This window comes from Alistipes muris (assembly GCF_943193205.1).
Classification (GTDB): domain Bacteria; phylum Bacteroidota; class Bacteroidia; order Bacteroidales; family Rikenellaceae; genus Alistipes; species Alistipes muris.
In genome coordinates this window covers 48,460-63,776 of record NZ_CALPDD010000005.1, presented here as the reverse complement: position 1 = coordinate 63,776, position 15,317 = coordinate 48,460, and the positions used below count along the sequence as shown (strand labels likewise).

Below are 15,317 nucleotides of genomic sequence, written 5' to 3'. Positions count from 1 at the left end.
CTCTACACGCCGATATGCGACTTTTGGACAATCTACGACAACAGTTCGGCAGACGTGGAAATCAAAATCATTGCATCAGGCGAAAAAGAGGCAACAATCCATATAGAAGATACGTTATCCTACAAAGAGATTGCGGGCTATGAATGAGATCGAAATCAAACAGATGTAGGAGAAAATCAATGCGGGCATTCTGTTGGCCCGCAAACGCCTTGTAGAGAAAACCCGGAAAGAAGACGGCGAACTGGTCGTCATGCGCGACGGCAAAGTTGTACGTATCAAAGCCCGCGATCTGAAATAATACAAACGGCACAAAGCTGCCCATGTAAGATAATAAAACTCCCCGGTATCAAGTATCGGGGAGTTTTATTATGAATACGTAAGTAAAGCTACCTGCCCGACATGGCAAACACCACCGCAACGGAGTAACACCCCGAAGAGATAGCAGGATCTACATCCAACCCCCAAATAAGTTTGGCACCGGAAGTAAACTCCTGAACTGTTTTCAACAAGCCGCACATATTGTCGGCCGATAATTCGCCATCTGCGCTGTCAGAAGCAGTGCCTATTCTCAACACACCATTTCGTACCGAGTGCATGGGCAATGCCGCCAACTCTTTGCGCAATTTTTCGAGCAAATCGGGAAATGCGATGTTTTCGATTTCGACATATGCGAAATCCGAAGCGTCCTTCATTGCTTCTTCAAAATCGGCCCGGCTAATTGCAACGAGATTGCTATGCTCGGTCTTTTCCAGCAGCTTTTCGATTTTCTGCCAAATCGCAGTTGTATTCATTTCGTTTAAAGTTAGAGATCAAACTAAAATCCCCACATTTTCAATTATAGATTACACGATAAATTCATTCAACTCTTCTTTCAGCTGCTTCCAATTGGGAAAATAACGATTCAGTAAAGTTGTAAATTCTTCATTGTGCAACCGCACCCTGATATGCAGCAACTCATGGACAACGATATACTCGATACAATGCAAAGGCTTTTTGATAAGTTCCAAATTGAAGATGATATTTCGTGTTCGGTGATTGCAACTCCCCCACAAGGTTTTCATCTGTTTTACCTCCCATCTGTTTACCTGAACTCCCAGTGCGTTTTCCCATTTGGCGATTAAATCCGACAGCAAGGTTTTCAGTTCCATTCGATACCACTCTTTGAGTATCTCGGCTCTGCGCTCCAATGAACTGTTTTCGCGAACATGCAGAACAAGATACTCATTCCCTTGCACTTCGACTTTTGCAGGGAGGTGGTCATAAACGACCTTCAACCGATAACGTTGTCCTTTGTAATAGTGATTTTCGCCCGAAACATATTCGCGAGACGTCTGACGGTTCTGATCAAGAATTTGCGACACACGCTGGCGAATCCACGGAAGTTTGGTTATCAGAAATAACCTGACAGCATCCTCCGTCATAGCAAGCGGGGCAGAAACGTGTATCCGCGCATCGGGCGGATAGATAGTCAGATGCACGTTTTTAATCTCTTTCCTCTCGACTTCGGCAGACAGACCGAACAGAGTAATAACAGTCATCAATACTCTTTTTGCGAAATGACGATCCGCATGATATCGTCAATCTTGTTTTCCGTAGCGTCGGGCAAGACATTGTAGATGGCTTTGCGCAGTGCTTTCATTTTCAATCCGCCGCTGCTTACATCCCGGAATCCGTCCCGGGCATTCGCCTTGACTGTTTCGTGTACGCGCAGGGCGAGTTCTTCATTGCAATCCAGATTTTCATACAGCGCCTGTTTCCCTTTCGTATCGAGCGATGCTGGGTATTTCGCCCGTCTTTCAGAACGGGCCTCTTTGAGCTTTTCAATCAGTTTTTCTATCAACTCTTTGTATTGCAGCTTTCCATCGTGCTGCTCCTGCAACAGTTGGTTCAACAGATCGGACATCCTGTCGAAATAGGCCGGGTTGTTCGGCCGCTCGCTGATAATCATCTTGCGCATGTTGGCAGCCAGCACTTCGGCAACAGAACGTTCGTTCTGCCGAATATTCTTGGGAAGCGCTTCGATGGCTTGCGCGCCCTCCATATCGAGCAAATCGAGAAAGGAGACATCGGCCAAATCGACCAGTTTCTCGCTGTCGTCGGCCCGCACGTAGTTATCGATTAACTGGCGCATGGCCGGATCATACAATTTCAAATCGAGCGCGTCGCCGCTTTTGAGCTTTATTTCGTCTTTCAGGTCGTTGAAATAATCGACCTGCTGTTTGATATGCTCGGCCTCCTCTTTCGTGTATCCCGCCGCCGTCATTTCGTTGGCAATATCGATATATCGACGGACGAGGGTCGACACCAGTTTATAGAATGTTTCACGCTTCGCGGCCTTGTCCTCGCATTCGGCTTGTTGTGCTTCGACCGGCGTCGTTTCCGAATAGACGAAATAGGTGAAATATCCTGCCTGGGTTTGCGGATTTACCGCTTCGCATAGGGTATAGACCGCCTGCAGCGCTTCATCCAGCCCCTTTCGGCCTTCGGTCAGCCGGTTCGTCAACAAGCCCTGAATATCCTTAGCATCGTATTGGTCGAACGCGCCGCTCGTATAATCCTCGATAGCGTTTTTGATAGCTCCGAACAAATCCTGATAATCGACGATATAACCGAAATCCTTTTCGTCGCTGTCTACCCGATTTACGCGGCAAATTGCCTGAAACAGATTGTGGTCGCGCATCGGTTTGTCGATATACAGATAGGTCGCCGACGGCGCATCGAATCCGGTGAGCAGTTTTTCCACGACAATCAGCAGTTTCATATCTGCCGGATGCTTCACGAATTCTTTTTTCGCCCACGCTTCGAACTGTTCGGGCGTGCGGTCGCCAATCATCCTTTTGTAGATTTCATATTTGGTGAAATCTTCCGTTTCGCCATCGCCGACGTATTCGTCTCTTACCGACGAACTGTTCGCCTCGTAACTCGTCACCACGACGCAATGTCCTTTCAATTCCGTGGATTGGAACACCTCCCAGTAGCGGCAGGCCTGATAAATAGAGTCGGCTACAAGCATCGCATTCCCGTATCCGCCCGAAAGGGCCCGTTTGATGCCCATATCCTGACATATATCCGCCACAATGCGATGAATGCGCTCCTTGCTGCTGAATAGTTTTTCCATCTTCGCCCAGCGCGCTTTCAGAAGCGACCGGGCGGCTTTGCTCAATCCGGCCGTTTTGGCATCGAACCACTCGTCGATCTTTTCGCGCTTGCCGAGGAACTGCTCTACATTCCGGGCTTCATAACGCAGGTCGAGAATCACTTTGTCCCGAACGGCCTCATGGAATTTGTAGCTGTGAATATATGAACCGAACGTTTCGATGGATTTCTTTTTGTCCGTATGCAGCAGCGGCGTCCCGGTAAAACCGATCAGCATGACCTGCTCGCCCATGATGCGCTTCATCGCTTCGTGCAGCATGCCGCCCTGCGAGCGATGACATTCGTCGATGAAGACGTAGATATCGCCCTTGGCCCGGAATCCTTGCGGAAGGTGCTTTGCGACCTCCTCCAAATAGAAATCGAGTGACTTTACCGCTTTTTTCCCTCCTACCGATACGCTGTCGTTGTCATTTCGGTTACCGAATTTATGGATAAGCGTGCAGATCAGCCACGGTTCGGCCTTGTTGAGCATCGAGACCAATTGCGCCCCGCTTCGGGCTCGGCGGATTTTCTCGCCAACATCCTTGAATCCGCTTTCGATTTGTTTGTCCAGCTCGTCGCGGTCGGTGATGACGACCACACGGGCATCGGTGACATTCTCGCGAATCCATTGCGCCAGCCACACCATCGTGAGGCTCTTGCCCGAACCCTGCGAATGCCAGATGATACCGTTCTCTTTGCTGCGCACACGCGGCTGGGCCGCTTTGATAGCAAAATATTGGTTCGGACGCGCCGCCTTTTTGATACCGCCGTCAAAGATGATGAAGTCGTGAATAAACTCCAGCAGCCGGTGCTGTTCGAAGAATTGCAGGACACTGCGACCCAATTCATTCGGGTAGCGCTCCGGAGTGAACTGCGAGGGTTCGCACGGTTCGCCACACGGCTCTTTCCAACGAAGCCAAAACTTTTCGGGCGTTTTGATTACTCCGTAATGCAGGCCTTCGGTATCGTTGCCTGCGCACAACAGCTGCACGGTCGTGAAAAATCGAGGGATGTATTCGTCCTGCTGATTGCGGATATTCTGACGAATGCCTTCATGAACGGACACTGTGCTGCGTTTCAGCTCGATGACGGCCACGGCGATACCGTTGACATAAACGACCAGATCGGGGCGGCGGTCGCTTTTGCCCTGTACGGTTACCTCCTCGGCAATCTGGAAGTCATTCTCCAACGGGTTCGTCCAGTCGATAAGGTGCACCGTCTTTTTGTATTCCGATACGTCCGACTGAACATTTACGCCGTAACGCAGCAACGTATAAACCTCCCGGTTTGCATTATATAGACCCGCACCGATATTCGTTGCCGCTTGCTTGAATTTCGCTACGGCTTTGTCGATCTCCTTGTCGGCATATTTCCGCCGTTTCAGATAACGGCGCAACAACGCCTCTTCGACATTATCGTTGCCTTCGCGATACTCCCAGTTTCCGAGATAGTCGTATTCCAATACGTTTTGAAACAGCCCGACAAGCCGCTTCTGCGTCACCCGTTCCTTCGCCCCGATGTTTGAGTCCATAATCTATATATTCATTTTTTGAATCAGATGATTAACTATTTGGTTAATTTGTTCTTCCACGTTATCTTTAGTTATATCAATGGTTTCATATCCTTTGTTATAAAGAGTATCCATTGGTGACGGTGTGAAATCATCAAATAAAATTGGGATAACTGAATCTTGACCAAACCTTTCTTTATATTTATCAGATTCAAAAACAGTCCATACTTTTTTAGGGTAATAAGAATCAATCATCGCTATTACATATGTTGCCTCTGCTTCATAAATCGGAGCAAAATATTTATCCAGATCTTTCCCTAAAATATCGGCAGTCATATTTTTATCATAAAAAACGCTATATTCATTTTCCACAAGTCGCTGATATAGCATTTCTGCATATTTCCTTTTTTCTCCAGCAAAAGATAATGCGAAATCATATTTTGTCGTACACTCCTCCTGCTTAAATCCCATATCTTGTGCAAATACTCTCCAATCAATATTTTTTAGATAAAATACAAATTTAGGATCTTCTATCGCTAAAATTTTAGATGTAGGTTCATAATATAAAACTTTAGCAACAATCTCATTTTTACTTATTAATTGCGAAATGTATCCTTTATCCGCAATCTGACTGATACTAACCTTATAATGGGGATATTTCATATAGATTTCATGCATTTGCAATGCGCCAGTATCACATTCTGCTAACCATGTTAATAGTTTCAAATAGGGCGCTCGACCATCTCGACGATTTCTGTTCCCTGCCGCAAAAGTTTTTGTCGTTGGAGCAAAAACACGAGCAAGTTCTTGCATTTTTATGTCTATCACTTGTTCTATAGGAACAGTTATAGTAATTTTTTGAGACTGCTGCTCAATCACATCTTGAGCTATACAAATAGTTTTACATAGCATTTGCGCAATATGAAAGCTTCCATATGATTTTTTTATAATCTCATCCTTACAATCTATGGATACATTCAGAACATCCTCCCCTTTGCAAATCAGTTCCGCAATTTTGTATTCTGGATTTTTTTCGAATTTAATAGTGTCTATTCTGTTATTAAGATCCGGAGCTAACTGTATTAAACACTCTCCTGCCCTATTAATACCAATTAGAATTAACTTTATATCCTCACGCATTTCATCTGCCAACACTTTTAAAAGATCAGAAAAAGCCCGTTTAGCTTCCTCCTTTAACAAGTGAAAATCGTCTATAATAACTACACCCACATCACGAGGATCTTGCAATAAAAGATTCATGTATTCAAGATCTTCAATAATACGCGCAGATAAACACGTAGCTGAGATTCCAGTATCCTCAAGTATTTTCTTTATGCATGTTGTTTTACCAATACCTGACGGCCCTTCAACAACAACACCTCGCCCTTTTGTACGCAAGGCAACTTTTGTTTTTGTGTACTCTGATGGCTCTACAAATGTATATTGAGGAACTCCCGAATCGCAATATACATCTTCTAATAAAATCGGTTTCATAATTAAAAAGGTAATCTTATTTGTCCGGTTAATAATTTTTGCATCATGCCGCTTTTGATCAATTTGTACTTATCACGGCGCGCTTCCAAATTCGCAATCTCCTTGTCCATATCGGAAAGGATGGTTGCTATTGCTTGTTGTTCCTCTATGTTATTTGGTAAAACTATACTAAATTCTTCAAAAGTTGGAAGTCGCAAGGAATCAACGGTAGCCTTTACAGACAAAGATAGTGCATACTCGCCAAAATATCTTTGCATATAGTAATAGACATATTTCCCGTATATTGCATCGGCAAAGTCGCTAATTTTATAGACTCGTTGATGATAGTCAAACTTCCCATTTACATAGTGGAATATAGCTCCGATTCCACCTTCGCCGGGGACTAAAATAGCTTCTCCGTCAAACGAATAAGAATCAATACGAGCAACAACATTTGACCTGACGAAAAATGGATATTTACCATTTTTGACTTGTTCTTCACCATTCCGTTTACCTGTTTTTATGCGCGCTATTTCTCCCAATTTCTTAAAAACCCATTTCTCCGAGAAACCAGGTAGTCGTTTTTTGCCGGTCAACAGTTGCTGCATTGCACCTTGTTTGATAAGGCGTTTTTTTGCGATTTTCTTGTTGAGTGCCGCAATCAACGCATCCACATCGCTCAATGCTTCAGCAATAGCCTTTTGTTCCATTGGCGGAGGGATAGGGCAACGCATCTGTTCTATATCCTTGTGAGAAAGATGCTTGACGGTCGTTGCTCCTGTTTTTTCTTGTTTTTGCGATAACGGTTCAAATAATAAGTAAAATAAGAATATTTCGTTCCAGTTCGTTCTTGTAATAATTCGACCAACCCGTTGATTTAGCAATGCAACTCCTTTTTGCCAAATACACGGCAAAAAATCACCATCCATGCTAACTAATACATTGCCATTATGAACAACATATTCTATTTGATATTTTCCTGAATAATAAATGATTTGGTCATCCGATTTCAAATCTCTATTCCGAACGAGGCGCAACCCAATAGCATCTCCATTGAAATGTTCAGAAACAAACGGGAACCCGACTTGAAAACTTAAGCCTTGTTCCAATTCCACAACCTCCCAATCCTTCGGAATAACTCCCAGTTCGGTCTGTTTATATCCTTGCGGTATATTATTCATTTGCATGAGTATCTTTAGTTGGCGGGAATAAAGAAGGCAACTTGCCTTCGTAAAAGGTGCTATTTATATAATCTAAAACTTCTCTTATTTGAGATGCATAGGTATAATCCCCGGAATTGTAATTATTGGCAATGTATTCTGCCATATTGCCCGGTGATTCATAATAATTTCTGTATTCATAGTCCTTATATTTTTCAATATATTCTTCCCCGCTATGCTTGATTCTTTCCATTGCCAAATAAATGGATTTTTTATTATTAATCCATTTGTCTGTGGTTACTTGCATGATGCCTAATGTGTGAGGTTTGCGAGTAATGAAAAAGCGCAGATATTCAATCAATCTAATAAGTTTCGGGCGATTGAAATCTTCGTATATCATTATCGAGTATGTAATCGCTTCATAAGTGCTATTGTTATAACATCCAGCTATTATATCATTGTATTCTGCTCTGAATTTTTTGTATCGGGATGTTATATATTTATTTTTTCGCTTAATAGTTCCCTCCCTCGATATCTGAATTTTATTCAAAGTAGAATAAACAAATATTATAATGAGAATCCATAATTGGTCAAGCAAAGAACGCGGTGTGGGTAATATTTGTTCAACACTTTCAAGTAGAGAATACACCCATAGAGAAAGCCCGATTGAACTTATCCAATACAAGATTTGCTCGCACCAGTTGGTCAAACTCCCTCTATTTGTACATAGAACCCACAACAATCGAAAACACCAGTAAAATATTACTATAAAATAACAATTTTTATTTAATTGAGGGATATTGAGGCTTTGAAATAAAACCGCACTTAATACGAGAAAAACAATAGGAGCAATAACTTTGAAAAGAAAATTAAAAGCAGGTGCGGATTCTTCTTTTATAACGATGTCCATTTGCATATATCCTACGGAAATAGAATGCGCACCTATCCAATTGATTATAAAAAATAACAGAACGGCTAATGCAAAATGGATTGTCGCAATCCACCATGAATATTCGCTAAATACTTCTATAATAATATCGTTACACATATTTTATTTTGGTTATTAGAATCCCATCTGTTTCAAATGTGCGGCAACTTTGGCTTCGAGGTCGGCGATTGCGGCGTCGATTTCCGGAAGTGTCTGTGCATAGCGTTCGGCGAGTGCCGAGACTTTCGAGGTCAGTTGCTGGCCAATGCGTTGCATTTCGCTGTCGAGCCGGGCCGAAAGGGCCGCGAACCATTTCTTTTCGATAACCAACCGTTTGATATCGTCTTCTGCCAGATCGGCGTATGTGACCATCAGTGCCGTCAGCAGATTATATTTCAAGGTCTTCAAGGTTTTCTTCGTCAGCGAAATATCCTCTTTCAACTTAAGATATTGCATCAGAACAGCGATTTCATCGGCATCCGATTTCTTGTCGAGGGTTTTGATTCGCTTTTTGATGTTGCTGTCGGTGAGTTTGTTGTCCGCGAAGTTATCTTCGTCGAATGCTTCGTCCGCATGCTCTTCGAGCAGTTCGTTCAGTTGGTTTTCCTTATCGCTCAACAGCTCCTCAGAAGCCGAGATCAACCGCTTTTCTTTCGCGAAATACTCGTCGACGACAATCGAAACAGGCAATAAATCGCATGCGACATCTTCCGGCGTCGAGGCCTTCTTCTCCTTCGGTTTCGCATCTTTCTTTTTTACCGTCGGCTGCGGCGTATACAGTTCCGCTTTCCACCCGTTCGCGGCAATCAGATAGCAGTCGTCCTGCATCGTTTCGCTCCAATAGTTCATCAGGCAATCGTATACATCATAAGCATCGACCAGCGATTCATCGTGTTTGAACGTTGCGAGCAGCGAATCGCTCAACGCTTCGATCAAACGTTTCGGCGCAAATCCTGCGGTAAGATCATAGAGCGTCGCGCGATGCCGGTCGCACCACTCGGCATAACTCCGATAAAAAATTTCGGTCTGGCGGCGGAAATCGACATTGTCCATAATCGTATCGCGAACCGCTTCCGCGTCGCAATTCAATGCGAAATATCCCGTGCGAGTGTCGTGCGGCCGGAACAGATCATTGCGCAACGAGGGGCACACCTGCCAATATGCGGCAAGTTGCTCGATGTCGTGAGCTGGTAAACCTCCATGCAGATGAGCATCTATATCCTGTAAAATTTCAGTGTCGGGAGCCGAGATATAACGCGGAATGTTTAAGTTGTAATCGTTGCGTTCGATTTCCTCCAGCGGAACGAATCGGGCAAAGTGCGGGACATCGCGCTGTTGCTGCCAAATATCGACAATACGGCGGATATCCTGCTCGCGCAACCGATTTTTCGCACCGTCTTTCATGAACCCCGATTTCGCGTCGATCATGAAAACGCCCTTACGATTGGAAGCCTCGGACTTTTCGAGGATGATAATACATGCCGGAATGCCTGTGCCGAAGAAAAGATTGGCCGGCAATCCGATAATGCCTTTGATATATCGCTTCTCCGCCACCAGATACTTCCGAATTTGCGCTTCGGCATTGCCTCGGAACAACACGCCATGCGGAAGGATGCAGGCCCCACACCCCGTCTGTTTAATCGACCGCACGATATGGAGCAGAAAGGCGTAATCGCCGTTTTTCTCCGGCGGAATACCGATTGACGATCCCCAACGATAATATTGGTCTTCTTCTTTCGCGCCTTTCAGCCACGATTTGGTCGAGAACGGAGGATTGGCCACCACGAAATCGAACGTTTTAAGACAGCCAGAATCCTCCTTATATTGAGGGTCATTGAGTGTATCGCCTTGTTTAATTTCGGTCAACTGCTCGCCATGCAGAATCATATTCATCTTAGCCAATCCGACTGTAGCATTGTCTTTCTCCTGCCCATATAAAGTTATGTTATTCTGTATTTCTGCCTTTGCGCGTAAAAGCAATGAACCAGACCCGCATGTCGGGTCATAGATGGTCGTCTGAGCTGTAGTGTGAACTTTATCAAGGCCCAAAACTTTTGCCATGACACGGCTGACCTCGGCCGGAGTATAGAATTGCCCTTTGCTTTTGCCGCTTTCTGTGGCGAAATTTTTCATCAGATATTCATAGGCATCGCCTATAAGGTCGTCATCAGCCGCGCGGTTTTTGCTGAAATCGAGGTCTGAAGTCTGGAATATGCCGATAAGCCCGCTCAATGTTTCGACTTTATCCTTACCCTTGCCGAGCTTGGTTTCATCATCGAAATCCGCGATAAACACCCCGTCCAGTTGATTGGCTTCGGACAAAGCCGCCATTTTCTTGTTCATCTCCTCGCCGATGTTGGCATGTCCTTTCAGGGCGACGAAATCCTCGAAGTGGCAACCTGCAGGAATGTCTATCACGAAATTGGAGTCGTTGCGACTTTTATCGCTGATGTATTTCACGAACAGAATCACCAATACGTAATCCTTGTATTGGCTTGCATCCATGCCTCCGCGAAGTTCATCGCAACATTTCCAAAGAGTACTATATAATTCCGATTTTTTGACTGCCATATTGCTTTGCTATGATTAAATACCTTTTATTCAATTATTTATTTCACCCGTCACATGTGTGCGAATACAATATTTGCTATAAAAGTATGAAAAAAATCCGCTACATCCGGTTGAAGCGGAGAATTATTTGTTCTCGTCAGGTTTACGGGTACGATAGATGATTAAAAGACCCAACATGGCCGTTGCCGAAATTATTCCGGTTATAATTGTCTTATATAACCTGTTTGATAATTCCCTAAAGCCATATTCGACACTCATTCGGGTGGAACGTATGTGAGCGTCTGTATTTGCGACTTCCTGTAAAATCTGGGAAAAGACTGTATTGTTTGTTTCATATTGAGAAGCAGGAAGGTTGAAATAAAAATCTAATGATTTGCCTTGACTTAGAAGCATTGAAGTAAGAGGTACTATTATTAATAATATCAACCAAGTAACATTATTAAACTGAATTCTGATCTTAGGGAACAGCTGTTTGTCGTGTGGAGTCGATTCGATCTGTTTCCAGCGTTCGATCAATCCACGCAAATATAAGAACCATAATATACTTATCTCAAGAATTGCAGCAAGCGTCCACCATAAAGCCTTATGTTGAAATAAGGCATTGTCTTGCGCTAAACCTATTGAGCCAAGAGGGATTATGAGCATGAATAATACACCTAGCCACCTACCTGCTGTGAATAAAAATCCCATGGCGATATCTCCGATTTTATATCGCAAGGGTACCGGTGTATCTCCTATTTTTCGCATGTCACTCTTGTAAATGTACCAAAAGGAGCTTTCTATATACCAGCAAAGCAGGAATAAAAGAATAAGTACGATAATAACTAAAGCTGTCATAATATCATTTTTTTAGGAGTTAATCTTCATGTATGTCCATAGAGGGTTCGGTCAGACGAATTTCTGTTTTACCGTCCGGCGATAAGGCTGCATAGTACCAATAACGGCCGCCCTGTCCCTCGATAAAGCAAGAATTCAAGATTTTGAGATATCCGATATACGGTTCATCCAAAATAAGACCGACCAGATTTCCGCTGGACAGGCAGGCGACTCTTCGGGTTGCAAGGCTGTAACTAAAAATTTCGGAGGAACCGGCAGTATCGCCATAGCTCGTGAAATAGATGACATCCGACTCAAGATTCCAAATAAGATTGACGATATTTTCCTTTATTGGGTCTTGTCCCGGAGCTACAATTTGACGAGAGGCCCCGGACTGGCGGTCGATCAGACGAATGCCATTTCGGTAGATGGAGCATCCTTCGGTTTCTCCGGCGATCACTTCATCTCGAAAAACCGGATTGGGATGAGTCGAAATATAAGCCACATACTTCATATCCACCGAGAAAATGCGCTCCGCATTCTCGGTTTCTATATCAGCCCGTTTGTTCCATTCGTCAATATTCGCTTGCGCATCTGTTTTTGCAACTTCCGTTGAGAACGTGTTGGGTATTTCTTGTTCGCAAGCCCGAATTGTCGCCATATATTCATCCCATTCAGCCTTTGCATTCTTATATACATCAAGCTGTTCTTGCCTATCCACTGCTTCTCGAATCTTTTCGGGAAGGTCATGAGAAGCGTATATGATTATTGCCAAAATACATATGGCCAACAACCAAATTACATTCTGTTGTTGTGATGTCATAGAGCTATTATTCTGAATATTCGACCAATCTATTGTTTACGAAGGTATAAGAACGAATCTTACTGACTGTACCCCAAAAACTATTATAGCCTCCATAGGTCAATACAATAATTTCGCAGCCCGATTCTACATGGCGAGTAACTTCTCATCCGACAGATAAGTTGTACTGGCAGGCATCCAAAGAATAGCATTTAACGGTTTAACAAAAAACACTCCAACAACCTGATTATCTATCTGCTGTGTCGAAAAAGCAATTTCGGAATCCGGACTATCCACGTAACATGGCATAAGAGGCATGGGTACCGTCACGCCATTAAATGTACAAAATGGATTGAGCTTGTACTGTGGTTCCTAATAATAAGCCACCAAAGAGTGAAAACCAAAATATAGAAGCATCGTTGCATTGTAATAAATTTATCAAAAAGGACTTGTGGTATTCCCGCTACAGTATACCAAGGAAAATATATCTTTAATTTATGGCCGTCAATACTCCATCCGTAAATTCAAGCTGGGAATATCGGCGTTTGCGAATTCTTGGTGTAATTCCAAACGCTTGGTAGATTCCAGAAGTCAATTCCAGCTCCATCAAATCCCGCTCATAATTGAAACTCCATGTTTCAATATTGCGTCCCCAAGATACATGTTTGCTAATGTCGTATGAGCCGATATCTACAACCTCTTGACACATCTGCTTTGTCATGCCAAGCTCAAGTTTGCCCATTGCAAGCAATACACCCCATTTTGATCCATATTTCCGAATAAGTTGGGCTTTTCGTTGTTCTGCTTTAATTCGCTGCTCCCGTTCTTTTTTCAGTTGTTCTTCTCGTTGCAAGGCTTCCTCCCGGGCTTTTTCTTGTTGCTTTTCAAGTTCTTGTTGCTTTTTCTTAGCTTCTTCTTTTTGCTTGCGTTCTTTCAGAATTGGCAATAATTGAGAAGGATTAAGATACTCGTCTTGCTCGGTAAGGAATTTTTTGTAATTTATCTTGTAATCTTCATAACCCAATGTGCTGCCATCAACAAGATGGAAGCATCCGCTCACAACGGAAGTTATTAGCGGATTCGCATCTTTGTGCGAGTTAGAACTCTTCAATTCTCCTATGAAATAATCTCCGTTGGGCCATACATATTGATACTTAAAGTTACCATAATCTTTACCTATATACCATCCATTTATAAGGATAATTGGTCCGATATATTTGCATCCATTCGGAAAATAAACAGTTGCAGCAATACAGTTATTAATAGTATGGCCCCAGAAGCTCCAGTCAATTGATTCTTTTTCGGTAGAAAACTGGAATCGAAATTCGGGTATCGCTTTAATTTGGGGATCGTTGTCAATAAACAAGTAAAACCGCAGATCAATCTCCCACTCTTTTGCTGATGACTTTTTTGAAATGGTGCGGTTTTCTTTGTTGTTATATACGGTGCCATAACAACCTAAAACAGGGCCACGGTATTCTTTGTAAGTTCCCAAGAATGTGCATGTTGAGTCGGAGCAATAAGTCCCCTCTAAAACAATGTTCCAATCTCTGCCTTTTTCCGGATGCAACGATAAATAAATAGGCCCATCGGATAACATTCCATTTTGGAAATTTCCACGACATATTATAAAATGATACCCTCCCTTACCTTTAATGGTGTAGGTTTTCGTTTGCTCTTCTGCATAGGAGGTTGAACACAGATAAGTCGCGAATAAAAGCAGTAAAAAACGTTTCATAAAGTAGATTAATTGGTGTTTGATTTTGTGTGATCTTGATGTTATTTCTTAGCAGGCATCCATTTCCCAAAACAAATCAAGACATCTTCGTTAAGTACCATCAATAATTTATAGGGCACCACTGCGTAATGCAGGTACATCCTCACAAAAGAAAATGCCTTAAATATGATGATAAAATCAGTGAGACAAATCCCGGCCAAATTTCCCATGAATCTTGCCGCATAATAGTCTAACTAAAAACCTGCAAGGTCTCTTGATAATAGATCATAGCAACAAATTTTTTGTTGCCATCCGACTCCTGATATGGCGGGTTAGTATAGAAACAGAAAGTGTGGAGTCGTTCGTTTATCTAACAAGAGGCTCTGGAATGCCCAACCGAAATAAACATAACACAATACCCCACACCTGTTCAGTATGGGGTAATAAAGATACGGCCGAGAAAGGCCGCGGAATGTACGCATACCGAAACAGATGATGAGTGTTGTCGTTATCCTTCGGTTGCGAAATTTTCCAGATTTCTTGTCAAGGATAAAAGCGAAACACTTTCATCAATATGTCCGCCGCTTACGCGACATGACAAAGATAGAAAATGTTTTTGCTTCGGACAACACTCATCGGGGTATTGTTGCGCAAATCTCGTAGAAAACGCCGTAGGAAATATTGCATTCCAAGCCGGTTCGCATCATGTGAGCGCTCTCACACGACGTTTAAGCCGACAAGACCGGAAAATGCCGCTATCTCCGGCATAATTTGCGGGCGCACTTTTTATCCTCTTGTTCGATGGCAGGTATGCGTTGACTTTGGAACCAGTCGAGAATATCTTTCCGCAGGAAATAAAGTTTGCGCCCGCCGTGATCAAGTTTGCAAAACGGAATTTTACCCTGATGGACCAATTTATAAATAGTGGACTTGCTGCAACCCATTAACCGAACAAGCTCTTCGAGATTCATAACCTCTTTATCCGAGGGTTGAACCGAGGTCGGATTTTCCATGATGCACCCAAAAAGAGTCCAAAGTTCTTTTTGTGGTCCTACAATCAGCATAGCAATCGGAGTGTCGTCCGTAATTAAATCATTTTTCATAAGAAAAGAATTAAGTTTTACTTGATTTCTTTTCTCAGATATATGATGAGAATCCAAACAGAGTGAGCATAAGAAAACCGCCCCAAAATCAGATGATTT

At 43.2% G+C, this 15,317-nt stretch carries 11 protein-coding genes; all 11 read right to left on the bottom strand.

Annotated features, from left to right (window positions below):
* Positions 1–386 precede the first annotated feature (386 nt).
* The 11 genes from NFR47_RS04135 to NFR47_RS04085 all read right to left on the bottom strand — a co-directional run bounded on the left by NFR47_RS04135 (position 387) and on the right by NFR47_RS04085 (position 15,218).
* Entirely contained in the window at positions 387–791 is a 405-nt protein-coding gene (locus NFR47_RS04135; RefSeq protein WP_251214320.1) for a hypothetical protein, read from the bottom strand.
* A 51-nt stretch (positions 792–842) separates the two neighbouring features.
* Positions 843–1,538: a M48 family metallopeptidase gene (locus NFR47_RS04130; protein ID WP_251214319.1), complete on the bottom strand. Its 696-nt coding sequence runs from the start codon at positions 1,536–1,538 to the stop codon at positions 843–845.
* Positions 1,538–4,669 (bottom strand): type I restriction endonuclease subunit R, encoded by a 3,132-nt coding sequence (locus NFR47_RS04125; protein ID WP_251214318.1) that lies wholly within the window; start codon positions 4,667–4,669, stop codon positions 1,538–1,540. The genes NFR47_RS04130 and NFR47_RS04125 overlap by 1 nt, the downstream gene beginning before the upstream one ends.
* Positions 4,670–4,672: 3 nt before the next feature.
* The gene (locus NFR47_RS04120; protein WP_251214317.1) at positions 4,673–6,142 is read right to left on the bottom strand and encodes a TIR domain-containing protein; all 1,470 of its coding nucleotides are present in this window, start codon (positions 6,140–6,142) and stop codon (positions 4,673–4,675) included.
* A 2-nt stretch (positions 6,143–6,144) separates the two neighbouring features.
* A complete protein-coding gene (locus tag NFR47_RS04115; protein ID WP_251214316.1) occupies positions 6,145–7,302 on the bottom strand; it encodes a restriction endonuclease subunit S in 1,158 nt (385 codons plus the stop codon).
* Positions 7,295–8,329 carry a hypothetical protein gene (locus NFR47_RS04110; protein ID WP_251214315.1) on the bottom strand — a complete coding sequence of 345 codons (1,035 nt, stop codon included), beginning with the start codon at positions 8,327–8,329 and terminating at the stop codon, positions 7,295–7,297. Before NFR47_RS04110 ends, NFR47_RS04115 begins: the two co-directional genes overlap by 8 nt.
* Positions 8,330–8,344: 15 nt before the next feature.
* Positions 8,345–10,780, bottom strand: coding sequence for a type I restriction-modification system subunit M (locus NFR47_RS04105; RefSeq protein WP_251214314.1), 2,436 nt, complete (start codon positions 10,778–10,780; stop codon positions 8,345–8,347).
* A gap of 123 nt (positions 10,781–10,903) precedes the next feature.
* Positions 10,904–11,617: a hypothetical protein gene (locus NFR47_RS04100; RefSeq protein ID WP_251214313.1), complete on the bottom strand. Its 714-nt coding sequence runs from the start codon at positions 11,615–11,617 to the stop codon at positions 10,904–10,906.
* Positions 11,618–11,636: 19 nt separating this feature from the next.
* Positions 11,637–12,419 carry a hypothetical protein gene (locus NFR47_RS04095; protein ID WP_251214312.1) on the bottom strand — a complete coding sequence of 261 codons (783 nt, stop codon included), beginning with the start codon at positions 12,417–12,419 and terminating at the stop codon, positions 11,637–11,639.
* Positions 12,420–12,888: 469 nt separating this feature from the next.
* Entirely contained in the window at positions 12,889–14,136 is a 1,248-nt protein-coding gene (locus tag NFR47_RS04090; protein WP_251214311.1) for a hypothetical protein, read from the bottom strand.
* A 734-nt stretch (positions 14,137–14,870) separates the two neighbouring features.
* On the bottom strand, positions 14,871–15,218 hold the full coding sequence (locus NFR47_RS04085) for a helix-turn-helix domain-containing protein (protein WP_251214310.1): 348 nt from the start codon (positions 15,216–15,218) through the stop codon (positions 14,871–14,873).
* Positions 15,219–15,317: the final 99 nt, after the last annotated feature.